Source organism: Pseudomonas cichorii (genome assembly GCF_003700275.1).
GTDB lineage: Bacteria > Pseudomonadota > Gammaproteobacteria > Pseudomonadales > Pseudomonadaceae > Aquipseudomonas > Aquipseudomonas cichorii_B.
In genome coordinates, this window is sequence record NZ_RBRE01000017.1 from 62263 (window position 1) to 88243 (window position 25981).

The window sequence follows — 25981 nt, forward strand, 5'->3', positions numbered from 1 at the left end:
CTCACATCAGTACAGATCTGCAGGAACGGATTCATCCGCGAAAAGGCCAATACATCCGATAAATATTTATCGTCTGTAACGCCTTCTTCGCGGATGAATCCGCTCCTACCGTGCCCCCGTGGCTTCAAGGGGCGATATCTGCACGTTTTACAGTTTGATCCAGGTCGATTTCAGTTCGGTGTATTTATCGAACGCATGCAGCGACTTGTCGCGGCCATTGCCCGATTGCTTGAAGCCACCGAACGGAGACGTCATATCGCCGCCGTCATACTGGTTGACCCACACGCTACCGGCACGCAAGGCCTTGGCGGTCAGGTGCGCCTTGGACAAGTCGGCCGTCCACACCGCCGCCGCCAGACCATATTGCGTGTCGTTGGCGATCTGAATGGCTTCCTCGGCGCTGTCGAAGGTCAACACCGACAGTACTGGCCCGAAGATTTCTTCCTGGGCGATTTTCATCGCATTGTTCACGCCGTCGAAAATGGTCGGCTCGACATAAGTGCCGCCCGTTTCCTGCAGAGTGCGCTTGCCGCCCGCAACCAGCCTGGCACCGTCGGCGTGACCGGCCTCGATGTAAGACAGCACGGTATTCATCTGCTGGGTATCGACCAGCGCACCGACGGTGGTCGCCGGGTCCAGCGGGTTACCTGGCTTCCAGGCCTTGAGAGCTTCGATCACCAGCGGCAGGAAGCGGTCCTTGATGGAACGCTCGACCAGCAGCCGCGAACCGGCGGTGCAGACTTCGCCCTGGTTGAAGGCAATGGCGCTGGCAGCGGCTTCGGCTGCGGCCTGCAGATCCGGTGCGTCGGCAAAGACGATGTTCGGGCTCTTGCCGCCCGCCTCCAGCCAGACACGCTTCATGTTCGACTCGCCCGAATAGACCAGCAATTGCTTGGCAATCCTGGTCGAGCCGGTAAACACCACGGTATCCACATCCATATGCAAGGCCAGCGCCTTGCCGACCGTATGTCCGTGCCCCGGCAGTACGTTGAGCACGCCAGCCGGAATACCGGCCTCGATTGCCAGTTGCGCGATGCGGATGGCGGTCAGCGGGGACTTTTCCGAAGGCTTGAGAATCACCGAGTTACCGGTGGACAGCGCCGGACCCAGCTTCCAGCAGGCCATCAGCAACGGGAAGTTCCACGGCACAATGGCCGCCACCACACCCACCGCCTCGCGAGTCACCAGACCCAACTGGTTATGCGGCGTTGCAGCGACTTCGTCGTACAGCTTGTCGATGGCCTCGCCACTCCAGCTCAATGCCTGGGCAGCGCCTGGAATGTCGATATTGAACGAGTCGCTGATCGGCTTGCCCATGTCCAGGGTTTCAAGCAGGGCGAGTTCTTCGATGTGTTTTTTCAGCAGGCCGGCAAAGCGGATCATCGTGGCCTTGCGCTTGGTCGGCGCCAGACGCGACCAGGCACCGGAATTGAATACGCTGCGAGCACTGTCTACGGCGCGCTGGGCGTCGGCGGCATCGCAACTGGCGACCTTGGCCAGCAACCGGCCATCGACCGGGCTCAGGCAATCAAAGGTAGCGTTTGAAACAGCGGCGGTGTATTCACCATTGATGAAGGCACGGCCTTCTATCTTCAGATCCTTGGCACGTTGTTCCCAGTCAGCATGAGTCAGAGTGGTCATACGCATGTCCTCCTTTGGTGGTATTGGGTGAGGCCTCAAGACAGTAAAGACTCGATCCCGAGTCTGTCAGTTCAGCCAAGCGCATTCGCCACCCTAAACCAGCGACCTGGCAAAACCAATATATTTGACAAAAATGGCCATTTCAGCGCCGATATGTTGATTTTATTAAACGATGATTTTCAGGGGCACGGCACTTATCGATAGCGGATGCCATCCAAACAACATCACTTTTCAACGCGAGGGGAAACCATGAGCATCGAGAGCATTGTCGACTTCAGCGAAGCTGCTACGACCGCAGAACACTATCGCCCTGCCCCCGAAAAAATCTTCAAGGGCGACCCGCAGCAGACCATCTACAACCACTACAACAGCCCGTGCGGACAGATGAATGCTGGCACCTGGGAAGGCTCGCCCGGTCAATGGCGGGTCAATTACACCGAGCATGAATATTGCGAGATCGTGCAGGGCGTTTCAGTGCTGCGCGATGAGGAAGGCCGTGCCAAGACCTTGCGGGCGGGCGACCGGTTCGTGATCCCGGCGGGTTTCAAGGGTACCTGGGAGGTTCTGGAAACATGCCGCAAGATTTATGTGGTGTTTGAGGCCAGGGATATAAACAAGTAACGTTTTTAGCCCCCCTGGAAGGGAGACTCTAGGGGCGTCCAATTCGGACATGAACTCATAAAGGACTATGAAAATGACTAACGAACAAATCACCCAGGCTCTGCAATATCTGGTCGGCACCCGCTACGTACCGACCATCAAGGCTTACATCGGCGAACTGACCGGCCGCACGCGCGTCCTGGGCGCTGGCGAGGTCAGCACCAAGGAATTCGATCTGAACCGCGTTCATGTCGGCGTCGATGGCGCTGGCCTGATCTCGGGCTTTACCTTCGGCTGATCCCACCGATCAAGCCTGTCGCAGGGCAAGCCACTTAAACGCCAGACACAAAAAAGCCCGCATCGCTGCGGGCTTTTTTGCAGGAGACAGAATCAATTACTTGATTTTGCCTTCTTTGTAGATCACGTGCTTGCGTACAACCGGATCGAATTTTTTGATTTCGATTTTGTCCGGAGTAGTACGTTTGTTCTTGTCGGTAGTGTAGAAGTGACCAGTACCGGCGCTCGAGATCAAACGAATCAATTCACGCATGATTATCTCCTTAGATTTTGCCGTCGCGGCGCAGATCAGCAAGCACAGCTTCGATGCCGCGCTTGTCGATGATACGCATGCCTTTGGCAGATACGCGCAGACGAACAAAACGTTTCTCGCCTTCAACCCAGAAGCGGTGATGCTGCAGGTTTGGCAGGAAACGACGACGGGTTTTGTTGTTTGCGTGGGAAATGTTATTCCCGGTTACCGGACCCTTACCGGTAACTTGACAGACTCTCGACATGCCTCAGCCCTCTAAAACCACATGCCCAACCCGGCATGGGTTGGCCGCTTAATCTCTCAGTCATTTGGCGCCAGGCGCCGCGTTTCTTTAAGGGTCTTACCGGCTACACCTACAGTGAAGGAACCGGGCCCCTAGAAAAGAGCGCTGCTTTATACCAGAAAGCCTTTGAAGCAACAACAAGCAATGTACTTCAAGCCTCAGGAATATCCCTTCTCACGCCTTGCACTCAAGCTATACGGGCATGCAGACAAATTGACCGCTCGTCGCACCATGACGATTGTTCTGGGCAGGCACATGGTCTAGGGTTAGTCCCTCACCAGACTGCGCCGGCAGATGGACCCTTTCTGAACAGGAATGTCGCCATGCGTCTTGCTGCAATACCTTTGTTATTCGCCCCACTGCTGTTCCCGGTCCTGGCTCAGGCCTCGAGCCTGGTGGTCTGCACCGAAGCCAGCCCCGAAGGCTTCGATGTCGTGCAGTACAACTCACTGACCACCACCAACGCCTCGGCCGATGTGCTGATGAACCGCCTGGTGGATTTCGATGCCAGGAGCGGCAAACTGGTGCCAAGCCTGGCCCAGGAATGGACCGTCTCCAGCGACGGGCGGACCTACGACTTCAAATTGCGCTCCGGGGTGAAATTCCATAGCACCAGCTATTTCAAACCGACCCGCGAACTCACCGCAGACGATGTGCTGTTCAGCTTCAAGCGCATGCTCGATCCACAGAACCCCTGGCACAAGGTTGCCCAGAGCGGCTTCCCGCACGCGCAGTCCATGCAGTTGCCGGCCCTGATCAAGAACATCGAGGCGCCAGACGCCCACACTGTGCGCTTTACCCTGAACCATGCAGACTCGACGTTCCTGGCGACCCTGAGCATGGGCTTTGCGTCGATCTACTCGGCGCAATACACCGATCAATTGTTGAAAGCCGGGACACCGGAAAAACTCAACAGCCAGCCCATCGGCACCGGGCCTTTTGTCTTCAAGCGCTTCCAGAAAGATGCCGTGGTGCGTTATGAGGCCAACCCGGATTACTTCGCCGGCAAGCCTGCCAGCGACACGCTGATTTACGCCATCACCACGGACGCCAATGTGCGCCTGCAAAAAATCCGCCGCGACGAATGCCAGATTGCCCTCTCGCCCAAGCCCCTGGATATCCAGGAGGCCAGCAAGGACTCGACGCTCAAGGTGGAAAAGAACGAAGCCTTCATGACCGCGTTCGTGGCGATCAACAGCCAGCATCCGCCGTTCGACAAGCCCGAGGTGCGGCAGGCGGTCAATCTGGCTTTCGACAAGACCAACTACCTGAAAACCGTATTTGAAGGCACCGCCGAGGTCGCCAACGGTCCTTATCCGCCCAATACCTGGAGCTACGCCAAAGAGCTGCCCGGTTATCCACACGACGTCGCCAAGGCCAGGGAACTGCTGGCCAAGGCCGGTCTGAAGGATGGTTTCAAGACCACTATCTGGACTCGTCCTTCCGGCAGCCTGCTGAACCCCAACCCAAGTCTGGGCGCGCAGTTGCTACAGGCCGACCTGAAGGAAATCGGCATCGACGCCGAGATCAAGATCATCGAATGGGGCGAACTGATTCGTCGCGCCAAGGCTGGCGAGCATGATCTGCTGTTCATGGGCTGGGCGGGCGACAACGGCGACCCAGACAACTTCCTGACGCCGCAATTTTCCTGCGCGGCCGTACAGTCGGGTACCAACTTTGCCCGCTATTGCGACAAAACTCTGGACAAGCTGATCAGCGACGGCAAATCCACCAGCGACCAGGCACAGCGCAGCAAGCTGTATCAACAGGCTCAGGCGCAGATCCAGCAACAGGCGCTGTGGCTGCCACTGGCCCACCCGACCGCCGCGACACTGACCCGCAAGGATGTAACGGGCTATGAAGTCAGCCCGTTCGGACGGCAGGATTTCTACAAGGTCAAGGTGCAATAGCCCTGTCGCGGGCAAAAACCCTCCCACAGATTGCATTCATCTTTTGGGAGGGCTTGCCCGCGGCAAAGCCTACACAAGCCCCAGTTCCACCATCGACAGCGGCTCCGCATCACCAATGATCACGTGATCCAGCACCCGTACATCGATCAGCGCCAGCGCCTGCTTCAGGCGTCTGGTCAGGTCGATATCGGCCTGGCTGGGGTCGGTGATCCCGGATGGATGGTTATGGCACAGAATCAGGCTGGCGGCGTTGTGGACCATGGCCCGTTTGACGACCTGGCGCGGGTGCACATACGCGGCGTTGATCGTCCCGTGAAACAGAATCTCGAAGGTCAGCACCCGATTCTTGCTGTCGAGAAACAGGCAACCGAAGACTTCATGCGCCTCCTGGCGGAGGATCGCCTTGAGGTATCTGCGCACCTGCAGAGGGCTTTCCAGAACCGAATCGCGACGCAAGGTTTCGGCCATGTGCCGACGCGCCATCTCCATCACTGCCTGCAACTGGGCGAATTTCGCCGGCCCAAGCCCCAGATGCGAGCTGAACATGCTCAGATCGCTCTCCAGCAGCGCTCTGAGGCTGCCAAATTGATTCAACAGATGACGCGCCAGATCTACAGCGCTTTTTCCGGCCACGCCGGTACGTAAAAAGATGGCTAACAACTCGGCGTCGGAAAGGCTTTGCGCCCCCGATGCCAGCAAACGCTCACGCGGGCGTTCAGACGCAGGCCAATTGCGAATACTCATAGCACCTCCATGTGTGTGGCGCCGCTGTTCCAGTGCGGTCGCTGTGCTATCTTAGCCCATCTTTTTTGCGCGGCGACCTGGCCTGGGGAGGCGTCATCGCTGTCGCGTATTCACTCGACCAAAAAGGCAGGCCTATGCAGCGGCTGTATCGAAAACGCATCGTTCTGGGCGTCGGCGGCGGCATCGCGGCCTACAAGAGCGCCGAACTGGTACGCCGGTTACGCGATCACGGCGCAGAAGTGCGTGTCGTCATGACCAAGGGCGGAGCCGAGTTCATCACCCCCCTGACCATGCAGGCCCTTTCCGGGCACCCCGTCCACATGGATCTGCTGGACCCCGCTGCCGAAGCTGCGATGGGGCATATCGAGCTGGCCAAGTGGGCGGACCTGATCCTCGTCGCACCGGCCACTGCCGACTTGATCGCTCGTCTGGCGCAAGGCATTGCCAATGACCTGCTGACCACCGTGGTGCTGGCGACCGACGCCACGGTCGCGATTGCCCCGGCCATGAACCAGGCCATGTGGCGCGACGAGTCGGTGCAGGCCAATACCCGGCTGCTCGAAGAGCGCGGCTTTCGCGTCTTCGGCCCGGCGTCCGGCAGCCAGGCCTGTGGCGACGTGGGTTTCGGGCGCATGCTCGAAGCCAACGATCTGGCCCAATGTGCCGCCGACTGCTTCCAGCGCCTGACCCTGACCGGCAAGCATGTGGTGATTACCGCGGGCCCGACGCAGGAAAACATCGACCCGGTGCGCTACATCACCAACCACAGCTCCGGCAAGATGGGCTTTGCCCTGGCCGAAGCCGCCGTGGAGGCTGGCGCACGTGTCACGCTGATTACCGGTCCGGTCAACCTGCCGACCCCGGATCGCGTATCGCGCATCGATGTGGTCAGCGCCCGCGACATGCTGGCCGCCTGTGAGGCCGCGATCCCCTGTGATCTGTTCATCGCCTCCGCTGCGGTGGCTGATTACCGCCCGGAAGTCATCGCCCCTCACAAACTCAAGAAAGATCCTACCAACGGCGACGGCCTGCTACTCCAGATGGTCCGCAACCCGGACATCCTGGCCACCATCGCCACGCGCCCGGATCGCCCTTTCAGTGTCGGCTTCGCTGCCGAGACCGAACACCTGCTCGACTATGCTGCACGTAAACTCAAGGACAAGAACCTCGACCTGATCGTCGCCAATGATGTGGCCAACCCCAGCATCGGCTTCAACAGCGAGGAGAACGCCTGCAGCGTGATCGACCGGGCGTTGCACGCAACGCTTTTCACCCAGACCAGCAAGGCCAAGATTGCCCGCCAACTGGTCACCTTTATCGCAGAACGCATGAATCAGGTTTAACTACGAATGCACGCTCTACAAGCCAAGATCCTCGACCCTCGCATCGGCAACGAATTCCCGCTTCCGGCCTACGCCACCACGGGCTCCGCCGGCCTGGACCTGCGCGCCATGCTCAAGGAAGACACCCTCCTCGAACCCGGCCAGACCCTGCTGATCCCCACCGGCCTGTCGATCTACATCGGTGATCCAGGCCTGGCGGCCATGATCCTGCCGCGCTCGGGTCTGGGCCACAAACACGGCATCGTGCTGGGCAATCTGGTCGGCCTGATCGACTCCGATTACCAGGGCGAGCTGATGGTTTCCTGCTGGAACCGCGGGCAGACCGCATTCAACATCTCGATCGGTGAACGCATTGCCCAACTGGTGCTGGTGCCGGTGGTACAGGCCCGCTTCGAGCTGGTCGAAGAGTTCGATGAAAGCCAGCGCGGCACCGGCGGTTTCGGTCACTCCGGCAGCCACTGATCGCTCGCTGTTCAGGAAGATCATCCCGTTTCAGGAAGATTCGCAGGAGGGTCGGGTGAAAGGCAGTCAAAACGTGTCAAAGCAATCGCTAACCGCCACCAACCCGCTTCCGGCGGCAAGCCTGCAAGGCTTGTTCCCCGGCCTCTTCCTGGCCATCGCAGGCCTGCTGTGCGCAGCCGTATTGATCTGGCTGGCGATATCGGGCAATCCTGTCCAGCAGGATCCGCTCACCCAGGCCTGGGGCAGTAGCCAGGCCTCGGCAGTCAATCTGGCTCTGAAGCAGATGAGCGCCGACACTCAGGCAGCGGCCTCCAACGGTGCGCTGGTACAAGCGCTGCAGAACAAGGACGCAACCGCTCTGGCGGCACTCCAGGGCCAGCTCAAGCATTGGGATGGCCTGATCGGCGCACGAATCGACCCCAAGGGCCTGAATGACGTCGATACCCAGGGCTCGCTGCCAGTGAGCTTTGCGACCCTGGACATGCTCAACGACGCCGCCCAGGGTCAGGTTGCAACTCCAGAAGCACGCAAGCTGGGCGAACGCTGGGTGATCTACAGCGCCGCCCCGGTCCGTGCCGATCCGACCCAGCCGGTCATTGGCACCCTGCTGCTGGCGTTCGACCCACAACGCCTGCTCAATACATTGCCGGTGATGCCTGCCGAGGCTGGCAAGGTCGTTCTCAGCCAGCAATTCGGCAGCGGACAGCAACAGATCTTCCTGCAACGCGGGGAAGCGGGCGGCGGCAAGCCCGTGAGTTTCGATACCGGCCATGCCAACTGGAAGCTCGAATTCACCCCCGGCTCATCACTGCAATCCTCACCTTCCCTGCTGCTTCTGCTACTGGCCGCGCTCATTGCCCTGGCTGGCGTATTACTGGGACTGCACTTTAATGAAAGGGCTCTGCAACGGCGTATTTGCGAGGATGCCCGGCAACTGAATCAGCTGCTTCAAGAACTCTCGGACGGAAAAACCGTCAAACCCTTCGGTTTGAGCCTTGAGGCACTCAACAGTCTGGCTCAGGCACTTGCCCGCTTTTCGCTTCGCGACCAGCCCCAGCCGGTCGTGAACGAAGAGTCGGACGCCGCAAGCATTACGAGAAACAGTGTTTCGACGCCATTCACTGCACCTGACACCCAATGGACAGATCCGCTGTTTCAAGATACCGATATTCTTGATATCGACCTTCTCGACGAAAACCAGGACTTCCTGAGATCGGAGCATCCCCCAGTTATGAGCAGCCAAGCATCCACGGCACCTAAACTTCCCGACAATATTTTCCGCGCCTATGACATCCGTGGCGTGGTCGGGGATACCCTCAATGCTGAAACGGCTTACTGGATCGGCCGCGCCGTCGGCGCTGAAAGCCTGGCCCAGAACGAGCCAAACGTCAGCGTTGGCCGCGACGGACGTCTTTCAGGCCCTGAGCTGGTGCAACAACTGATTCAAGGCCTGCACGACAGCGGCTGCCATGTCAGCGATGTCGGCCTGGTGCCGACCCCTGCGCTGTACTACGCGGCCAATGTGCTGGCTGGCAAGACCGGTGTCATGTTGACCGGCAGCCACAACCCCAAGGACTACAACGGCTTCAAGATCGTCATCGCTGGCGACACCCTGGCCAACGAGCAGATCCAGGCGCTGCATGAGCGGATCAAGACCAACAACCTGACCTTCCAGAAAGGCAGCATCACCCAGGTCGATATCCTTGATCGCTACTTCCAGCAGATCAAGAACGACATCGTGATGGCCCGCAAGCTCAAGGTCGTGGTCGACTGCGGCAACGGCGCGGCCGGCGTGATCGCCCCGCAACTGATCGAAGCCCTGGGCTGCGAAGTGATTTCCCTGTTCGCGGAAGTCGACGGCAACTTCCCCAACCATCACCCGGATCCGGGCAAGCTGGAAAACCTCGAAGACCTGATCGCCAAGGTCAAGGAAACCGGTGCCGATCTGGGCCTGGCCTTCGACGGCGACGGTGACCGCGTGGGCGTGGTGACCAACAAGGGCAACGTGGTCTATCCGGACCGCCTGCTGATGCTGTTCGCGCTGGACGTGCTGAAGCGCAATCCGGGTGCCGATATCATCTTCGACGTGAAATGCACTCGCCGCCTGACTCCGTTGATCAGCGAGCATGGTGGTCGTCCGGTGATGTGGAAAACCGGTCACTCCCTGATCAAGAAGGAAATGAAAAAGAGCGGCGCGCTGCTGGCCGGCGAGATGAGCGGCCACATTTTCTTCAAGGAGCGCTGGTTCGGTTTCGACGACGGCATCTACAGCGCTGCACGCCTGCTGGAAATCCTCAGCCAGGAATCGCAGAGCGCCGAAGAGCTGTTCGAGACCTTCCCGAACGACATTTCCACGCCTGAGATCAACATTAAGGTGACCGATGTCACCAAGTTCAGCATCATTGAGGCCCTTGAGAAAGACGCCCAGTGGGGCGACGCTAAACTGACCAGCATCGACGGTGTGCGCGTGGACTATCCGAACGGCTGGGGACTGGTACGTGCTTCCAACACGACGCCAGTGCTGGTATTGCGCTTCGAGGCTGAAACCGAAGCCGAACTGCAGCGTATCAAGGATGTTTTCCACGCCGAGATCAAGAAAGTTGCACCGGATCTCACACTTCCGTTCTGATTGCCTTTTCCTTTTGACTGGAGCCCTGAATGACCCTCGACCGTGATGCCGCCTCTAATGTAGCCAAGGTTCTATCCGAAGCGCTGCCTTACATTCGCCGCTTCGTCGGCAAGACGCTGGTAATCAAGTACGGCGGCAACGCCATGGAGAGCGAGGAGCTGAAAACCGGCTTCGCGCGCGACATCGTGCTGATGAAGGCGGTCGGCATCAACCCGGTGGTCGTTCACGGCGGTGGCCCGCAGATCGGTGATCTGCTCAAGCGCCTGTCCATCGAGAGTCACTTCATCGACGGCATGCGCGTCACCGACGCCCAGACCATGGACGTGGTGGAAATGGTCCTGGGCGGCCAGGTCAACAAGGACATCGTCAACCTGATCAACCGTCATGGCGGCAGCGCCATCGGCCTGACCGGCAAGGACGCAGAGCTGATTCGTGCGAAAAAGCTCACCGTCAGCCGCCAGACACCGGAAATGACCAAGCCTGAAATCATCGACATCGGCCATGTGGGCGAAGTCGTCGGGGTCAACACCGAACTGCTGAACATGCTGGTCAAGGGCGACTTCATTCCGGTCATCGCGCCGATTGGTGTCGGCCCCAATGGCGAGTCCTACAACATCAACGCCGACCTGGTTGCCGGCAAGGTTGCAGAAGCCCTCAAGGCTGAAAAACTGATGCTGCTGACCAACATCGCCGGCCTGATGGACAAGCAGGGCGAAGTCCTCACCGGCCTGACCACCGAGCAGGTCGACAGCCTGATCGCCGATGGCACCATCTACGGCGGCATGCTGCCCAAGATTCGCTGCGCACTGGAAGCGGTTCAGGGCGGGGTTCACAGCTCGCACATCATCGACGGCCGCGTTCCTAACGCCGTACTGCTGGAAATCTTCACCGACAGCGGCGTCGGCACGCTGATCACCAATCGCAAGCGTCACTGATTGCGATAGATCCAGAAAGCCCCGCCAGCGGTTGTTGGCGGGGCTTTTTTTTGTGCTGCGGATAACCTCTTCGCGGATAAATCCGCTCCCACCGTAGGAGCGAATTCATTCGCGAAGGAGTGTGCATCCCATAAATATTCACAGCCTGAACATTTCAGGCTATCAAATCAGCTTTTGAATCCTGGCAACCCTTTATCAAGACAGTAGTTGCTAATAGTCTGAGTTACACCATCAACCGAATCGTCCTCTCCGGCTTCTGGATAGAACAACAAATCACTCCCCGCCGGGTGAGGAACAACCTTATTGAAATGATCGACAAGTTCGTCTCTTTCCGACTCAGTTCGTGCGCTTTCAATTGATTGAATCAGGACCTTGAATTCCTGTTCGGTGTAGTCAGTCAAATGAGTCTTCAACTCCATCACTCAACGCCCCTGTGTATGTCGATGTGTCGTCTCGGCGTAACGACACTGATATTGTCTATATCGTACACCGCACCACCATCCTTGATCAGTTCAATATGATGCAGTTCAATATGATGCAGTTCAAATGAAATTCTCTTGCCTGCGTGCCCGCTTCTTGGTGCCACAGCAGACAATCCAGTCCGCATGCCTTTCAGATTACGCTCATTGAATTGCTGGCTTAACTCTGGGTCTTTAGCCACCAACTTCCAAAGCGCCTCTCGGAATGAATCGAAGTCTGTAAATTCCTGTCCGAGTAACTGATCGGCAATACGTGACGGTATTGGCACTCCAAGTCCTGCACCAGCGTCATCAAGCCAAATGCCTGTTATATCGCGCCCTGCCCCTGTGACCGTACCGGGCTTTTTGCGGGCGTTCATCACAATATATAGTGGCTGCACACCCGACTCAGCTGGAAACACAAGGATGAAATCCTTGTACTCAGGTGGATAGATCGGGTTGACAATAATGTTATCCGCCTGCTCGGTAGGCGGATAAATCCATATATGAGGTGTCTGTGGCGCACCTTCCAGCGGAGGGATTCCAGAGGTGCTGGATGGATCAACGGCCGGGGTCCATATGAGGGTTACGCCGTCACCGAAGTCAGCCACTTGCTGAGCGCCTTGAGCAACAAACTGGATTACAGGAATCATTTCCCAGTCAGTGCGCTTCTGGGTGTTGTACCCATACCCCTTCAATGTGCCATCGACTTGCTGCTCTACATGCAACCGAAGGCGGGTTCGGCCCTTTTTGAGCGACTGGAGCTGTTCCTCAGAGTACAAGCTGCTATCACCCAAGCTAGACGGCCACAGCAGTGCGACCACTCCCGCCAAAGTTCCAGCAACAACACCAGTAGTTACCACACCAGCACCGCCAGCAGTTGCTGCCCCTGTGCCAGCTCCAGCCACTGCAACCCCAGCAGAGCAAAGGCCACCACAGGATGCGCCCGCAGTAGCAACAGCCCCCCTTAACAGAAGCGTCCCTAGCCCTGCAGGTAAGGCTTCACTACTGATTTTCTTGAGAGGGATATTTCCATCTGCATCTGCTTCATACCCTCCAAGCAGGAACAGCTCACCATAGTTGCCCACTTTCTCGACGGGTATAAAACCAGCTGACTGCTTGTGATCGATTACGCCATCAGGAAGATCGCAGCTCTTTGCAAAAACGCATCCCACGGTTTGGGGCTTGGCTTCTTGCTTCGATGGAAGGTCTTTGTACTGAGCCCAGTGCTGGGCATGGATATCAACAGGTTCAACAACGCTATTGCGGTAACCCTTCGGCAGATTTGGCACATAGCCGCTCATGAGTCATCCTTGTTCTTCCATGAAAAATTGCCACCCCAAGGCGCGGGCAGCGTGACGCTGTCGGTAAGCGTAGGCCTGAGGCCTGAGGCCTGAGGCCTATGACTCACTTTCAATCTTCATGTTCAATTGCTTTCATGGTGCGGTGTGCATAACCACCTTCACAAACGCGCAGTAGATTCCAACCCCCGCACAACGTCGCATAACAAAGTGACGCTTATCCGCTCCCAAACTCACGTCCCGGCACCTGATCGCAAGATGCCTCTCTTTCTCTTGAGTGAAACTTCCGAGACAATCCCACCCGCTTGCGCCTGCCTATTTCGGTCACTAGTCTGCATCGGTCGCTAACATTCAGCGATCGGGTTTAGCAGCCCGTTCTTATCAGGCGCACTGCGCCCCCATTACACAAGGTGCTTCTGTGGCCTGCGTCATGGTGGCCGTGCGTGGGGCGCCTTCGGGTGCGCCGGGTTCCTGATACCGGTCTGCTAACCCGCGCATGGCTGCCACCCAATCGTTTAGCAGCGAGGGTGTTGGCTCCGTTAATTATCAGGAGTTACACCATGGTTAAAAAACTTGTTCCCGACCCACCTGTTTTCAGCCTGTCCTCTCGGGGCAGCACTATCGATTGCCATGAAACTCAACTGGCCCATGTCTCGGACCTGCTGCGCTGTGCTGGCGCGACGGTTTATGAAGGGGGCGATGCATTGAATGGCCAGCAGCGAGATCTGATCATGGCTTCAATGCACTTGATTAGTCAGGCTCAGGGGGTGATTGACCAGATGCTTGATCGTATGTCGCAATCGACGCGCTAACTGTAGATAACGTCTTGCCTCGTCGCGGGCAAGCCCCCTCCCACAATGTAATCACGGGCATTCGCGAATGAATTCGCTCCTACTGTAGGAGCGGATTTATCCGCGAAAAACGCGCACTACTTAAGCAACTCTGCCACCCGCGCCCGATCTTCGGCAAAACCTGTCTCGGCTTGTACGCGGGCGGTCTGGTAGCGGGTGATGTCGGCTTGAAGCCGCTGTTGCTGGTCCTGCAGGTCGTTCAACTGGTCGATGAGGCTCTGGGGAATCGGCCGGCCGGCGCGTTCCAGGTCGGCCGCCTGACTTTGCAGGGTGCGTTGCTGGGCGGAAAGTCCCTGGACATTGCCCTGGGCCACGCCGATCAGTGCATCCAGCTCGGCCAGCTTGCGGGCCTTGACGCGATCCACCTCTTCTACGCTGCTGTAGAGGTGCAGCAACTGCGCATCGGCGCTGGCCTGGACCTTGTCGGCTTCGGCCTGGCGAATCTGTTCGGCGGTGGGTGCGGGTGGTACGACCTGCACTACTCGCCCACGGCTGTTGAGCACCTCATAGCCCTTGGCGACATATTCCGGCGGCACGCCCTGGCGATCCAGTACGGTTACGCCACGGCTATCGATGTAACGGTAGAACAGAACTTCCCCCGTATCGACAGCCAGGGCCGTCACCGGCGCCAGAATGCCCAGTGACAGCCAGAGCCCCAGGGCATTCAGCTTACGCATGCTGCTGCCACCGCCCGCCATACACGCTCCTTGTCAGATTCCGTATTGCGCCCTGTAGGCTTCAACCGCAGGCAAGTGCTGCTTGAGTTGCGGGTCGTCTGCAAGGAATTGTAGAACCTGATTCAGGGATACGATGCTGACCACCGGGATTCCAAAGTCGCGCTCGACTTCCTGAATCGCCGAAAGCTCGCCATTGCCGCGTTCCTGACGGTTGAGCGCGATCAGGACGCCGGCCGCTGTCGCGTCCTGGCCCTGGATGATCTGCATGACCTCGCGAATTGCGGTGCCGGCAGTGATCACGTCATCGATGATCAGCACATTGCCGGTCAACGGTGCGCCGACCAGGCTGCCGCCTTCGCCGTGGGCCTTGGCTTCCTTGCGGTTGAAGCACCACGGCAAATCCATGCCGTGATGTTCAGCCAGGGCCACGGCTGTCGCGGCCGCCAGAGGAATGCCCTTGTAGGCTGGCCCGAACAGGACGTCGAAGGAAATACCGCTGTCGACCACCGCTGCGGCATAGAAACGCCCCAGCTGTGACAGGGCCGAACCGCTGTTGAACAGACCGGCATTGAAGAAATACGGACTGGTGCGCCCGGACTTGAGAGTGAACTCACCGAAGCGCAAAACGCCGCGATCGATGGCAAAACGAATGAAATCGCGTTGATACGCCTGCATGAAAAAAGCCCCGAATACCACGGATTTAGCTAAATAGGTAGAGCTCGGGTATCATACACGCACGTGATTTTTGGGGCCATTTATGCGGATCATCAGTGTGAACGTGAATGGCATTCAGGCTGCAGTCGAGCGTGGTTTGCTCAGTTGGCTGCAAGCGCAGAATGCCGACGTCATCTGTCTACAGGACACCCGCGCCTCCACCTTTGAGCTGGATGATCCAGCCTTCCAGCTGGATGGCTACTTCCTTTATGCCTGCGAAGCCGAAGTTCCAGCCCAGGGTGGTGTGGCGCTGTATTCGCGGTTGCAACCGAAGGCGGTAATCAGCGGCCTGGGCTTTGAAACAGCCGACCGCTACGGGCGCTACCTGCAAGCAGATTTCGATAAAGTCAGTATTGCAACCCTGCTTTTCCCGTCGGGAATGAACGGGGACGAAGACTTGAATCAGAAATTCAAGCTCATGGACGACTTTGCCAAGTACATGGACAAGCAACGCCGCAAGCGTCGCGAATACATCTACTGCGGCTCGTTCTATGTGGCGCAGCAGAAGCTCGACATCAAGAACTGGCGCGACAGTCAGCAATCTCCTGGTTTCCTGGCGCCGGAACGCGCCTGGATGGACGAGATCGTCGGCACCATGGGCTATGTCGATGCCCTGCGCGAAGTCAATCGTGAAGGCGATCAGTACAGCTGGTGGCCCGACAGCGAACAGGCCGAGATGCTGAATCTGGGCTGGCGCTTCGACTACCAGATCCTGACGCCGGGCCTGCGCCGCTTCGTGCGCAGTGCACGCTTGCCGCGCCAGCCACGCTTCTCGCAGCACGCACCGCTGATCGTCGACTACGACTGGACCCTGACTATCTGACCCGGATCATCCGCGGCTCATGAAAATCAGGCCTTCGCAGGTCGCTGGAAAAAATGCCCGTAGCGCAAGGTACGGGCATTTTTTCTGGCCGTAATAACAGCAAGCCCTACAACGCCCGCGTGCAGTTTCAATTCCGATCTATAGTAGTGACTTCAGTTTGGCTAAAACCTGTTGCCTGAATGGCAGGTCTCGCCGAAAGCATGAACGCATGGCTATGCAGCAAGATCAGCCATCCCAGACCGGAACCCAGACATGAATGCACCGAAAGAATCCGTAATCATCACAGGCATCACGGGCCAGGATGGCGCTTACCTGACCCAGTTGCTGCTGGAAAAAGGCTACAAGGTTTATGGCACTTATCGCCGTACCAGCTCAGTCACCTTCTGGCGGCTTGAGGAGCTTGGCGTCACCAACCACCCCAACCTGCACCTGGTCGAGCATGACCTTACGGATCTGAGCGCAAGCATTCGCCTCCTGCAAAAAGCCGAACCGACCCAGATCTACAACCTGGCCGCCCAGAGTTTTGTCGGCGTGTCGTTCGACCAGCCGTTGACGACGGCCGAAATTACCGGCCTTGGCGCGGTCAACCTGCTGGAAGCCATCCGCATCGTCAATCCGAAGATCCGCTTCTACCAGGCTTCGACCTCGGAGATGTTCGGCAAGGTGCAGCAGGTTCCGCAGACCGAAGACACCTCGTTCTACCCGCGCAGCCCTTATGGCGTGGCCAAGCTCTACGCGCACTGGATGACCATCAACTATCGCGAGTCCTATGGCATCTTTGGTTCGAGCGGCATTCTGTTCAACCATGAGTCGCCGTTGCGCGGCAAAGAGTTCGTGACCCGCAAGATCACCGATGCCGTGGCGCGCATTTCCCTGGGCATGCAGGACGTTCTGGAGCTGGGCAACATGGACGCCAAGCGTGACTGGGGCTTCGCCAAGGAATACGTCGAAGGCATGTGGCGCATGCTGCAGGCCGACGAGCCGGATACCTTCGTTCTGGCCACCAACCGCACCGAGACCGTTCGTGACTTCGTTTCGATGGCCTTCAAGGCCGTGGATATTCATCTGGACTGGAAAGGCAGTGCCGATAACGAGCACGGCATCGATACGCGGACCGGCAAGACTGTGATTCGGGTCAATCCGAAGTTCTATCGCCCGGCCGAAGTCGAGCTGTTGATTGGCAACCCGGAAAAAGCCAGGCGGGTATTGGGCTGGCAAGCCAGTACCAATCTGGAACAGCTCTGTCAGTTGATGGTGGAAACCGATCTGAAACGCAACAGGAACGGCACTTCGTTCTGAACTGAGCGTTCAGCCCCCGGACTCTCAGGCTGTCGGGGGCCAAATGCTCAGCGCGGCGCTTTTATCTCGGCACGCCAGTAATCCAGAAGCCCGGCAAGGGTTTGCTCCAGATCGATAGCGGGCTGCCAGCCCACGGAAGCCCGAATGACCGAGTTATCACCGACTGCGCTGGGGATATCGGAAGGGCGCATGCGCTCTGGATCTTCGCCGACTTCAATATCTTGCGGACTCAGGGCCAACAGCATGTCGAGCATGGTCTGGATCCTGCGCGGCTGGCCGCTGCAGATATTGAAGCAGCGCGGATAATCGCCGCTTTTCCTGTCGGCCAGTTGCAGCAATGCGACGTAGGCATTGCAGACATCCCGGACATCAAGAAAATCGCGCTCGGCCTGCAGATTGCCAACCTTCAATAACGGCGGCTGTTCTCCGGCTTCGACCAGCGCGATCTGGCGGGCAAAGGATGCAGTGGCAAAGTCAGCCGACTGTTGCGCGCCGATATGGTTGAACGGCCGCACCACAACGCCCGGCTGACCCTGGCGCAGGTATTCGTTGACCACCGCTTCAGCAGCCAGCTTGCTGGCCGCGTATGGATTGAGCGGCTGGCATGGGCTGCTTTCATTCAGGGGAATCGCCTGCTTGAAGCTGCCGCCGTAGACCTCGGAAGAACTGACGAACAATAAAAACGCCTTGGGCGCCTTGTTCTTCAAGGCCTGCAACAGGTTGACGCTGCCCATGACGTTGGTTTGCCAGGTCAGCAGCGGTTCCTTGAAGCTGGTCGGCACATGGGTAATGGCCGCCAGATGCACGACATGGCTCGGAGCCGCTTCGGCAATCGCCTGCTCCAGGCTTTCGGCATCCCGGATATCGCACTGCAGGAGCTGGTCGGCATGCGAAGGCGCAGGCGAGGTGTTGCCTGTCAGGGCAATGACATGGTGCCCGGCGGCCTGCAGGGTCTCGCATAGAATCTTCCCAACGAAACCGTTGGCACCGGTGATCAGGATGCGCTGCATCGTGGGGGTTTCCTCCATGAGGTGTGTTTTCGGACAGAACCCGGCAAGCAGGGGATTTGACAGGCAGACGTTGCACAGGCGCGGCGCGCCTGAAGCAGACCTGACACAGCGCCTTTGCAAGCAGGCTAGTCCGAGTCTCTTGCTTTGTCCTGTATCCGTGGACTTCACAGGCCGATGTATGACTGTTTTTTAACGCCTCAAGTTCAGTCCGGAGAATATTTCCGACCCTCCATCACCCTCATTCGACGAAGGGCATTAAGCCTTCTACGCTTGCAGTCGATAGCACTGAATATCCACTACTGTTGTTGGTGTCGCCATGTTCAATACCAGCTTGAAAAAGGAATTACAGGCGCAACACGCCGAGTTATCGATGTACAGGCAAATGCAGAAAGGCATGGACGCGCGAATGGTGTCCGTGATCGTGGATGCCAACTATCGCATTACCCATGCCAACAGCAATTTCCTCAAGATGCTGAGTTATTCCGCTGAGCAACTGGTAGGCCGCAACATGGATCAGTTGATTCCGGCCTACGTCAAACAGCTCGATTGCTATCGCAACCTTGTGGCCGCGGTACAAAAGGGCGAGTCGGCTTTCGACAACTATCGTTTTCTGCGCGCTGACGGCAGCCTGGCGTGGATTCGCGCCATGTGGCAACCGATTCTGGATGACAGCGGCAAGCTGCTGGAAATCAGGTGCTACGGCTCGGACATCACCCAGACCATCGAGACGGCCGCCGAGAACTCGGCCTTCATCCAGGCATTGCTGCGCTCCACCGCAGTGATCGAGTTCGATCTGGGCGGTCACGTGCTGATCGCCAATGATCAGTTCATGCGCGGCATGGGCTACAACCTCAGCCAGATCAAGGGCAAACATCACAGCATGTTTTGCGAACCGCAGGAGAGTTCATCGAGCCAGTACAAGGAGTTCTGGACCACCCTGAACCGCGGCGAATTCGTGGCCGGGCGCTTCAAGCGTATCGACAGCAATGGCCGGGTAGTGTGGCTGGAAGCGACCTATAACCCGGTTCACGATGCCCAGGGCAAGCTCTACAAAGTCGTCAAGTTCGCCACCGTCGTCACCGATCAGGTGCTGCGTGAAGAGGAAGTCAGCAAGGCGGCAAGCATTGCCTTCGATATCTCTCAACAGACCGACGTCAGCGCCCAGCGCGGGGCAACGGTGGTACAGAACACCGTGCAGACCATGCACAGAATCTCCGATGAGCTGCAATCGGCATCCGCAGGCATCGAGGCGCTGGGCAAACAGTCGCTGCTGATCAGCTCGATCGTGCAGACCATCGGAGGTATCGCCCAGCAGACCAACCTGCTGGCCCTCAACGCCGCGATTGAAGCCGCCAGGGCCGGCGAGCAGGGCCGCGGCTTTGCGGTGGTGGCCGATGAAGTGCGGCAACTGGCCGGGCGCACCAGTGCAGCTACCGAAGAGATTGTCAGCGTCGTGCAGCAGAACCAGACGCTGGCCGATGAAGCCGTGCGCGGCATGGCCAACAGCCGCGGGCAGGCCGAGCAGGGCCTGGCTCTGGCCAACGAGGCGGGCTCGGTGATTGTCGAGATTCAGGACGGTGCCAAGCAGGTGGTCGGGGCCGTCGGACAATTTGCCAATCGACTGAAATAACCGGCAAACAGAGTCACTCGATACAAAGACGGACTTGCGCGACAATGGCGCTTTTTAGCCCATGACGCTGCCCCTGCGGGCAGCCTGTCGAAGGAAAGTCCATCGATGACTCTGTTTTCCAGACAATGGCGCAAAGGTCTGGCGCTGGCTGCACCGCTGGCCCTGTTACTCACCGCGTGTGATGTTTCCGAAAAGCCGGCCAAGACCGCTGCACCCCATACTTCGTACAACAAGAGCACCTGGGAAGCGCTGCCAGCCGTTACCGACAGCGACCTGCAGGCCGGTTTCGCCTCATGGCGCAGCGCCTGTGTCCGCTTGAAAGCCGACCCGGTATGGGGCGGCACCTGCGGCGCGGCGGCCAGCCTGGCAGCGAACGCCGGCGCCGCCGAGATACGCGCCTTTCTGCAAGCCAATCTGCAGGTCTACAGCCTGCGTAACGACAGCGGCAGCACCGACGGCCTGATCACCGGCTATTACGAACCCGTCTACCCCGGCAGCCTGAGCCAGAGCGAGCAGGCTTCGGTCCCGGTGTATGGCATTCCCGACGATCTGATCGTGGTCAATCTGGACAGCATCTACCCGGAACTCAAGGGCAAGCGCCTGCGAGGACGGCTTGAAGGACGGGTACTCAAGCCTTATGACGACGCCGCGACCATCAACAGCCAGGGGCTGGATGCGCCAGTGATTGCCTGGCTCACCGATCCGATGGACTTGCAGTTCCTGCAGATTCAGGGCTCCGGGCGGATCAGCCTGCCGGACGGCACGCAAGCGCGCCTGGCCTACGCCGATCAGAACGGTCGTCCTTATCGTGCCATTGGCCGCTGGCTGGTGGAGCAGGGCGAGCTGAAGAAAGAAGACGTGACCATGGGCACCATTGCCGCCTGGGCCAAGGCGCATCCGCAGCGTGTTCCCGAACTGCTGGCCAGCAACCCCAGCTATGTGTTCTTCACCCGCAACCCGGACAGCAACGAAGGTCCGCGTGGTTCGTTGAACGTGCCGCTGACTGCTGGCTATAGCGTAGCCATCGACCGCAAGGTGATTCCTTTGGGCAGCCTGCTCTGGCTGTCGACCACACGCCCGGACGGCAGCAGCCTGGTTAGGCCGGTAGCGGCTCAGGACACTGGCGGCGCGATTGCCGGTGAAGTACGCGCCGACCTGTTCTGGGGTACGGGCGAGGCCGCCGGGAATCTGGCCGGAGACATGAAGCAGAAGGGCAATATCTGGCTGTTATGGCCCAAGGACAAGGCCTTGCCTCAGGATGCCGAGACTGCGCAGAAGTAACACTCTGCGCAGGCAAGACCTCGGCCTAGCCGAAACGGCGATCCACCGTGAAATCCAGCTCCCTGGCCTTGGCCACCGCGCTCTTGAAGGACGGATGCTGCACATTGAGCAGGTAGTTGGATTCACGCGGCACGATCACGCTGGGCACCGCCAGCGCCAGACTTTGCCCGGAGTCCAGCCAGGCATCGCCGAACGAAGCCGTTGAAGGTGGCGCAGGCTCTTCGCGCCAGTCCGCAGGAAGACTGTCGGGGCGGGCATTGAGAATGCGATCTGCGGCGATCTGCAGTTCAAGCATCACGTAATGCTGGACCATGCTGGAATTATCCAGATGGACCAGTACTTCCAGCAATGCCAGCGACTCGCTGCCAGCGCAGTACACGCAAGCCCGGCCCTTGCTGTTCCAGCGTCCTCCATACAGCTTTGCGCCTTCACCATCGAAGGCCTGGGCCAGCCATTTGCGCTTTACCAGACGGTAGACATGGATCACGCCACGACCCCGTGTTCAAGACGACCGATCAGATCCAGCACGGCCTGGGCTTCTGCCGAAGTCGTGAGCATTTCCATGGGCCGGCGCTGGCCCAGGCCATAAACAGGCGAGGTCAGCCAGCGGCGGGTGGCTTCACTGTCGTCTTCAAACAGATCCAGCGCAGCCTTGTAGATCGCAGCCAGGCGAAACAGGCGGTCGCTTTCCTCGGCATTGAACTGCCGGACTTTAAGACGTCGTTGCAGGGTCGCGGGGGCAATGCCCAGATGCTCGGCCAGGGTCGAACGATTCAGGTCGGTGTAATGCGCCAGGCGCTCGAACACTTCGTAGGGCAGCCCGGCACGCAGGGCGGTATACAGCTGCGCGCCGCGTGGCGGAACGCCCAGCTTCTGCCAGAAATCCTCGTCCTTGATCGGGGCAGGGTAATAATCACGAATGGCCACAGGCATGACAGAATCCTTCTATCTATTGATATTCACCAGATATATCACTTGATAATCCATCTGTCATGATGGCGACTGACAGACGGCAAAAAAGACACCCGCAACAAGAATCAGGCCCAGCCGTTATTTACGGGCTCAGTATTCCGTAACGAAGCCGATAAAGCATGATATCGCCAGGGATATATATCCGTTTCGTCACCCTGCTATATTGAACCTGTGCTGCGGCGCTATTGCATGCCTGGCAAGGCCTGGTGCGATAAATCGTCATTGCTTCAGCCACTCGCATTTCTCGTGAATGCAATCGAACGTATTGATACTCTGCTGCCGTCAGCCTGAAACCTTTGTAGTGAGAAACAATGCATGTCCATGATTCCGCTGCTGATTTGCGATGACTCCAATATGGCGCGCAAGCAACTGTTGCGCGCCTTGCCTGAGGACTGGGGTGTATCGGTCACGATGGCAACCAATGGACTCGAAGGGCTGGGTGCCGTTCGCAATGGATTGGGTCAGGTTGTGCTGCTGGACCTGACAATGCCGGTCATGGATGGCTATCAGGCGCTGGCGGCCATTCGTGCCGAAAACCTGGAGGCCAAGGTCATCGTGGTTTCCGGCGACGTCCAGGATGAAGCCGTGCGCCGCGTCATGGAGCTTGGTGCACTGGCCTTCCTGAAAAAGCCCGCCGACCCGCAAGAGCTCAAGCAAACCCTGATCCGCCTGGGTCTGATGGGCGAGCCATCGAAAGTGCCTGCGGTTATTCCGCCGCTCAAGGATGGCGCCATCAGTTTCCAGGATGCCTTCCGGGAAACCATCAACGTCGCCATGGGCCGGGCCGCAGCCTTGCTGGCCAAGGTGCTGGGCGTGTTCGTGCAGTTGCCGGTCCCCAACGTCAACATGCTCGAAGTCGGCGAACTGCACATGGCGCTGGCCGATGCCCATAGCGAGCAACGCCTGACAGCGGTGTGCCAGGGCTATATCGGCGGCGGCATTTCCGGTGAGGCGCTGCTGATTTTCCATGACTCGGAACTCTCCGACATGGCTCAGCTCATGCAACGCGATTCGCCCGACTACACGGACATGGAGATGCTGCTGGACCTGTCCACGGTACTGATCGGTGCCTGTCTGAGCGGGATTGCCGAGCAGATCGACATTGCCTTCTCGCAAAGCCATCCGCAGATTCTCGGCGCCCAGGGCGGGATCGACGAACTGATTCGCGTCAACCAGCAGCGCTGGAAGAAAACCCTGGCGGTGGAAATCAGTTACAGCGTCGAGGGCCATAACATTCACTTCGACCTGCTGATGCTGTTCACCGAAGACTCGGTCGAGCGGCTTACCCGCAAACTTGCCTACATGATGAGCTGACGCCATGAGCCATATCGATATCAACGAGCTGCACTGGTTGTTGGCCGTCACCCAGAACATCGATGTCGGCATCGTGGTTCTGGACCGCGATTACCGGGTGATGGTCTGGAATACCTTCATGGAAAACCGCTCCGGCGTGACGCCCTATGAAGCGACCAGCAAGACCTTCTTCGAGCTGTTCCCCGAGGTCAATAAGCAGTGGTTCAGCAAGAAGGTCGAGAACGTCGTGACCCTCGGCACTCCGGCCTTCACCATCTGGGAACAGCGGCCTTATCTGGTGCGCTTCAAGAATTACCAGCCCATCACCGGGCAGGAAGAGTTCATGTACCAGAACACCACGATGTTTCCGTTGCGGGCGACCAACAACGAAATCAACCAGATCTGTCTGGTGATCTACGACGTTACCGACGTGGCTACCAACCGCCACCAGTTGCAGGCCGCGCTGAAGCAGATTTCCGGCAAGCCGGCGAACGGCTAGGCGACTCGGGGAGCCGGGCTGCCATCGACCTGCAGCCCGGCTCCCGCTCGTGCTAGGATCGCGGTTTTTCCGGTGACGTTCAGGGACATCATGCGACCTCAATCCACACTCACTGTTTTGCCTGTCGAGCACCCTCTGGTCGGGCGCGTCAGCCCACCGGGCTCCAAATCGATCACCAACCGGGCGTTGCTGCTGGCTGGCCTGGCAAAAGGTACGAGTCGCCTGACCGGCGCCTTGAAGAGTGACGATACCCGCGTCATGTCCGAAGCCTTGCGCCTGATGGGCGTGCAGGTCGACGAACCGGATGACAGCACTTTCGTGGTCACCAGCAGCGGACACTGGCAGGCACCGCAACAGGCGCTGTTCCTGGGCAATGCCGGCACCGCGACCCGTTTCCTGACTGCGGCGCTGGCCAACTTTGAAGGTGAATTCATCGTCGACGGCGATGAGTACATGCGCAAGCGCCCGATCGGCCCGCTGGTCGATGCCCTGCAGCGCATGGGCGTGGAAGTCAGCGCGCCGACCGGCTGCCCGCCGGTCACCATCAAGGGCCTCGGCGGTCTGGCTGCCGGGCGTATCGAAATCGACGGCAATCTCTCCAGCCAGTATGTCTCGGCATTGCTGATGGCAGGTGCCTGCGGCCAGGGCCCGATCGAAGTCGCACTGACCGGCAGCGAAATCGGCGCACGTGGCTATGTCGACCTGACCCTGGCAGCAATGAAAGCCTTCGGTGCCGAAGTCGAAGCGATGGGCGATGCCGCCTGGAAAGTGTCGGCCACCGGCTATCAGGCCACCGACTTCCATATCGAGCCTGACGCCTCGGCGGCGACTTACCTGTGGGCGGCCCAGGTGCTGACCGAGGGCAGGATCGACCTGGGTGTCGCCACTGAAGAGTTCACCCAGCCCGATGCACTGGCCAGCCAGATCATCGACAGTTTCCCGAACATGCCGGCGGTGATCGACGGCTCGCAGATGCAGGACGCGATTCCAACCCTCGCCGTGCTGGCGGCCTTCAACAATCAGCCTGTGCGCTTTGTCGGCCTGGCGAACCTGCGGGTCAAGGAATGCGACCGCATTTCGGCGCTGTCCCACGGCCTGTGCGCCATCGCACCGGGGCTGGCAGTCGAGGAGGGTGATGACCTGTTGGTGCATGCCAATCCGGCGTTGAGCGGCCAGACCGTGGATGCGCTGATCGACACCCATTCCGACCACCGGATCGCCATGTGCTTCGCCCTCGCGGGCCTGAAGGTCGCCGGTATCCGGATTCTCGACCCGGATTGCGTCGGCAAGACCTATCCCGGTTACTGGGCGGCGCTGGAATCGCTGGGTGTGCGGATTCAGCGTTGAGCGGTGGGCTTGTTCGCGAATGAATTCGCTCCCGCACAAAACCGTGCAGGAGCGGATTTATCCGCGAAGGCTGTTCAGATGCCGAACAACGGCTGCAATATCCGCGCAATCAGGCCCTGAAAACGCAGTGGCGAATCCGTAGCGGCCACACAGATGCAGTACTCCTCGGTGTGCGCCGTCGGTTGATGCTGGGTGTCGCTATCCAGATCGGCGACATCTCCAGGCCGGTATTCGCCCAGTTCATCGTGATACGAACCCTGCAACACCAGGGTCATTTCGCTACTTTCATGGCTATGCAGCGGCATGCTGACGCCGGGCGCTATTCTCAGCAACATCAGGTTGCCTTCCTCGATACCCGTGGCACGCACTCGTTGCACACCGGGGATCAGGGTTTTCCACGGTTGCTTGCTTAAATAACGACCAAAGTGTGCGTGCAGGGAAACCGGCAGCAAATCCGGCTCATGGGCAGGCGGAACAGGCTCGGGCGCCAGGCTCGGCTGTGGCTCGTCCAGGCGGGCGAGCATCGCGGCACGACCGTTGAGCGGTACAACGTTGTCACGCGGCTGCTGCATCAGCAAACCACCAATACGCTCCGCATGGCGCACGCGCTCCCGGCACTCGGCACATTGTTCAAGGTGCGCGGCAGTGACCAGGGAAATGGCCTGTGACAGTGCACCCGAGGCATAGCTGACCAGGGTGGCCTCATCGGGATGATGGACTGGACTCATC

The 25981-nt window shown here is 58.8% G+C and carries 26 protein-coding genes and 2 pseudogenes; 16 read left to right on the forward strand and 12 right to left on the reverse strand.

What is annotated here, in order from left to right; translation table 11 throughout:
- Positions 1-147: 147 nt before the first annotated feature.
- Positions 148-1641, reverse strand: coding sequence for an aldehyde dehydrogenase (locus ALQ04_RS05200; RefSeq protein WP_122314784.1), 1494 nt, complete (start codon positions 1639-1641; stop codon positions 148-150).
- 249 nt (positions 1642-1890) lie between these two features.
- Here ALQ04_RS05200 and ALQ04_RS05205 point away from each other — a divergent pair, with 249 nt between their 5' ends.
- Positions 1891-2262, forward strand: a complete 372-nt coding sequence (locus ALQ04_RS05205; protein ID WP_122314785.1) for a cupin domain-containing protein — start codon at positions 1891-1893, stop codon at positions 2260-2262.
- Positions 2263-2335: 73 nt separating this feature from the next.
- The gene (locus ALQ04_RS05210) at positions 2336-2539 is read left to right on the forward strand and encodes an I78 family peptidase inhibitor (protein WP_122314786.1); all 204 of its coding nucleotides are present in this window, start codon (positions 2336-2338) and stop codon (positions 2537-2539) included.
- A 96-nt stretch (positions 2540-2635) separates the two neighbouring features.
- On the opposite strand, the gene rpmG is transcribed toward ALQ04_RS05210, so the two are convergent.
- Together rpmG and rpmB are read right to left on the reverse strand one after the other, a co-directional pair.
- Positions 2636-2791 carry a 50S ribosomal protein L33 gene (gene rpmG, locus ALQ04_RS05215; protein ID WP_007894709.1) on the reverse strand — a complete coding sequence of 52 codons (156 nt, stop codon included), beginning with the start codon at positions 2789-2791 and terminating at the stop codon, positions 2636-2638.
- Positions 2792-2801: 10 nt separating this feature from the next.
- Complete coding sequence (gene rpmB, locus ALQ04_RS05220; protein ID WP_025257921.1) at positions 2802-3035, reverse strand: 50S ribosomal protein L28; 234 nt, start codon at positions 3033-3035, stop codon at positions 2802-2804.
- 362 nt (positions 3036-3397) lie between these two features.
- Between rpmB and ALQ04_RS05225 the strand changes: the two genes are divergently transcribed.
- Positions 3398-4984, forward strand: coding sequence for an ABC transporter substrate-binding protein (locus tag ALQ04_RS05225; protein WP_122314787.1), 1587 nt, complete (start codon positions 3398-3400; stop codon positions 4982-4984).
- A 69-nt stretch (positions 4985-5053) separates the two neighbouring features.
- Here the strand turns inward: ALQ04_RS05225 and radC are convergent, their stop codons facing one another.
- Entirely contained in the window at positions 5054-5728 is a 675-nt protein-coding gene (gene radC, locus ALQ04_RS05230) for a RadC family protein (protein ID WP_122314788.1), read from the reverse strand.
- A gap of 134 nt (positions 5729-5862) precedes the next feature.
- Between radC and coaBC the strand changes: the two genes are divergently transcribed.
- From coaBC to argB, 4 genes are read left to right on the forward strand one after another with little or no spacing between them, the layout of a single operon-like run.
- On the forward strand, positions 5863-7071 hold the full coding sequence (coaBC, locus tag ALQ04_RS05235) for a bifunctional phosphopantothenoylcysteine decarboxylase/phosphopantothenate--cysteine ligase CoaBC (RefSeq protein ID WP_122314789.1): 1209 nt from the start codon (positions 5863-5865) through the stop codon (positions 7069-7071).
- Positions 7072-7077: 6 nt separating this feature from the next.
- Positions 7078-7533, forward strand: coding sequence for a dUTP diphosphatase (gene dut, locus ALQ04_RS05240; protein ID WP_122314790.1), 456 nt, complete (start codon positions 7078-7080; stop codon positions 7531-7533).
- Positions 7534-7588: 55 nt separating this feature from the next.
- Positions 7589-10162: a phosphomannomutase/phosphoglucomutase gene (locus ALQ04_RS27465; protein ID WP_122314901.1), complete on the forward strand. Its 2574-nt coding sequence runs from the start codon at positions 7589-7591 to the stop codon at positions 10160-10162.
- Between the two features lie 29 nt (positions 10163-10191).
- Positions 10192-11097 (forward strand): acetylglutamate kinase, encoded by a 906-nt coding sequence (argB, locus tag ALQ04_RS05250; RefSeq protein WP_122314791.1) that lies wholly within the window; start codon positions 10192-10194, stop codon positions 11095-11097.
- Between the two features lie 167 nt (positions 11098-11264).
- On the opposite strand, the gene ALQ04_RS05255 is transcribed toward argB, so the two are convergent.
- Positions 11265-11516: a bacteriocin immunity protein gene (locus ALQ04_RS05255; RefSeq protein ID WP_122314792.1), complete on the reverse strand. Its 252-nt coding sequence runs from the start codon at positions 11514-11516 to the stop codon at positions 11265-11267.
- Positions 11516-12859: an S-type pyocin domain-containing protein gene (locus ALQ04_RS05260; RefSeq protein WP_122314793.1), complete on the reverse strand. Its 1344-nt coding sequence runs from the start codon at positions 12857-12859 to the stop codon at positions 11516-11518. The genes ALQ04_RS05255 and ALQ04_RS05260 overlap by 1 nt, the downstream gene beginning before the upstream one ends.
- Positions 12860-13416: 557 nt before the next feature.
- Here ALQ04_RS05260 and ALQ04_RS05265 point away from each other — a divergent pair.
- On the forward strand, positions 13417-13668 hold the full coding sequence (locus ALQ04_RS05265) for a DUF6124 family protein (protein ID WP_122314794.1): 252 nt from the start codon (positions 13417-13419) through the stop codon (positions 13666-13668).
- Between the two features lie 116 nt (positions 13669-13784).
- Here ALQ04_RS05265 and ALQ04_RS05270 read toward each other — a convergent pair whose 3' ends face one another.
- Both ALQ04_RS05270 and pyrE read right to left on the reverse strand, forming a co-directional pair.
- Positions 13785-14384: a DUF4124 domain-containing protein gene (locus ALQ04_RS05270; protein WP_183142114.1), complete on the reverse strand. Its 600-nt coding sequence runs from the start codon at positions 14382-14384 to the stop codon at positions 13785-13787.
- 33 nt (positions 14385-14417) lie between these two features.
- On the reverse strand, positions 14418-15059 hold the full coding sequence (gene pyrE, locus ALQ04_RS05275; protein WP_122314902.1) for an orotate phosphoribosyltransferase: 642 nt from the start codon (positions 15057-15059) through the stop codon (positions 14418-14420).
- 82 nt (positions 15060-15141) lie between these two features.
- On the opposite strand from pyrE, the gene ALQ04_RS05280 reads away from it, so the two are divergent.
- Both ALQ04_RS05280 and gmd read left to right on the forward strand, forming a co-directional pair.
- Complete coding sequence (locus ALQ04_RS05280; RefSeq protein WP_025257912.1) at positions 15142-15921, forward strand: exodeoxyribonuclease III; 780 nt, start codon at positions 15142-15144, stop codon at positions 15919-15921.
- A 252-nt stretch (positions 15922-16173) separates the two neighbouring features.
- The gene (gene gmd / locus ALQ04_RS05285; RefSeq protein WP_122314796.1) at positions 16174-17220 is read left to right on the forward strand and encodes a GDP-mannose 4,6-dehydratase; all 1047 of its coding nucleotides are present in this window, start codon (positions 16174-16176) and stop codon (positions 17218-17220) included.
- A 47-nt stretch (positions 17221-17267) separates the two neighbouring features.
- Here gmd and ALQ04_RS05290 read toward each other — a convergent pair whose 3' ends face one another.
- Entirely contained in the window at positions 17268-18230 is a 963-nt protein-coding gene (locus ALQ04_RS05290; RefSeq protein WP_122314797.1) for a GDP-mannose 4,6-dehydratase, read from the reverse strand.
- 370 nt (positions 18231-18600) lie between these two features.
- On the opposite strand from ALQ04_RS05290, the pseudogene ALQ04_RS27600 reads away from it, so the two are divergent.
- The 3 genes and pseudogenes from ALQ04_RS27600 to ALQ04_RS05300 form a co-directional block, all read left to right on the forward strand.
- Positions 18601-19323 (forward strand): annotated as a pseudogene (locus ALQ04_RS27600) (PAS domain-containing protein); the annotation flags it as partial.
- 99 nt (positions 19324-19422) lie between these two features.
- A pseudogene (locus ALQ04_RS27605) lies at positions 19423-19860 on the forward strand (methyl-accepting chemotaxis protein); the annotation flags it as partial.
- A 105-nt stretch (positions 19861-19965) separates the two neighbouring features.
- Positions 19966-21141: a murein transglycosylase A gene (locus ALQ04_RS05300; RefSeq protein WP_122314799.1), complete on the forward strand. Its 1176-nt coding sequence runs from the start codon at positions 19966-19968 to the stop codon at positions 21139-21141.
- A gap of 25 nt (positions 21142-21166) precedes the next feature.
- Here the strand turns inward: ALQ04_RS05300 and ALQ04_RS05305 are convergent, their stop codons facing one another.
- Positions 21167-21628 carry an RES family NAD+ phosphorylase gene (locus tag ALQ04_RS05305; RefSeq protein ID WP_122314800.1) on the reverse strand — a complete coding sequence of 154 codons (462 nt, stop codon included), beginning with the start codon at positions 21626-21628 and terminating at the stop codon, positions 21167-21169.
- A complete protein-coding gene (locus ALQ04_RS05310; RefSeq protein WP_122314801.1) occupies positions 21625-22074 on the reverse strand; it encodes an antitoxin Xre/MbcA/ParS toxin-binding domain-containing protein in 450 nt (149 codons plus the stop codon). The genes ALQ04_RS05305 and ALQ04_RS05310 overlap by 4 nt, the downstream gene beginning before the upstream one ends.
- Before the next feature lie 354 nt (positions 22075-22428).
- Between ALQ04_RS05310 and ALQ04_RS05315 the strand changes: the two genes are divergently transcribed.
- The 3 genes from ALQ04_RS05315 (at position 22429) to ALQ04_RS05325 (ending at position 25252) form a co-directional block, all read left to right on the forward strand.
- Complete coding sequence (locus ALQ04_RS05315; RefSeq protein WP_122314802.1) at positions 22429-23427, forward strand: response regulator; 999 nt, start codon at positions 22429-22431, stop codon at positions 23425-23427.
- Between the two features lie 4 nt (positions 23428-23431).
- On the forward strand, positions 23432-23905 hold the full coding sequence (locus tag ALQ04_RS05320; RefSeq protein WP_122314803.1) for a PAS domain-containing protein: 474 nt from the start codon (positions 23432-23434) through the stop codon (positions 23903-23905).
- A 90-nt stretch (positions 23906-23995) separates the two neighbouring features.
- The gene (locus ALQ04_RS05325; RefSeq protein WP_122314804.1) at positions 23996-25252 is read left to right on the forward strand and encodes a 3-phosphoshikimate 1-carboxyvinyltransferase; all 1257 of its coding nucleotides are present in this window, start codon (positions 23996-23998) and stop codon (positions 25250-25252) included.
- Between the two features lie 74 nt (positions 25253-25326).
- Here ALQ04_RS05325 and ALQ04_RS05330 read toward each other — a convergent pair whose 3' ends face one another.
- Complete coding sequence (locus ALQ04_RS05330; protein WP_122314805.1) at positions 25327-25980, reverse strand: ChrR family anti-sigma-E factor; 654 nt, start codon at positions 25978-25980, stop codon at positions 25327-25329.
- Position 25981: the final 1 nt, after the last annotated feature.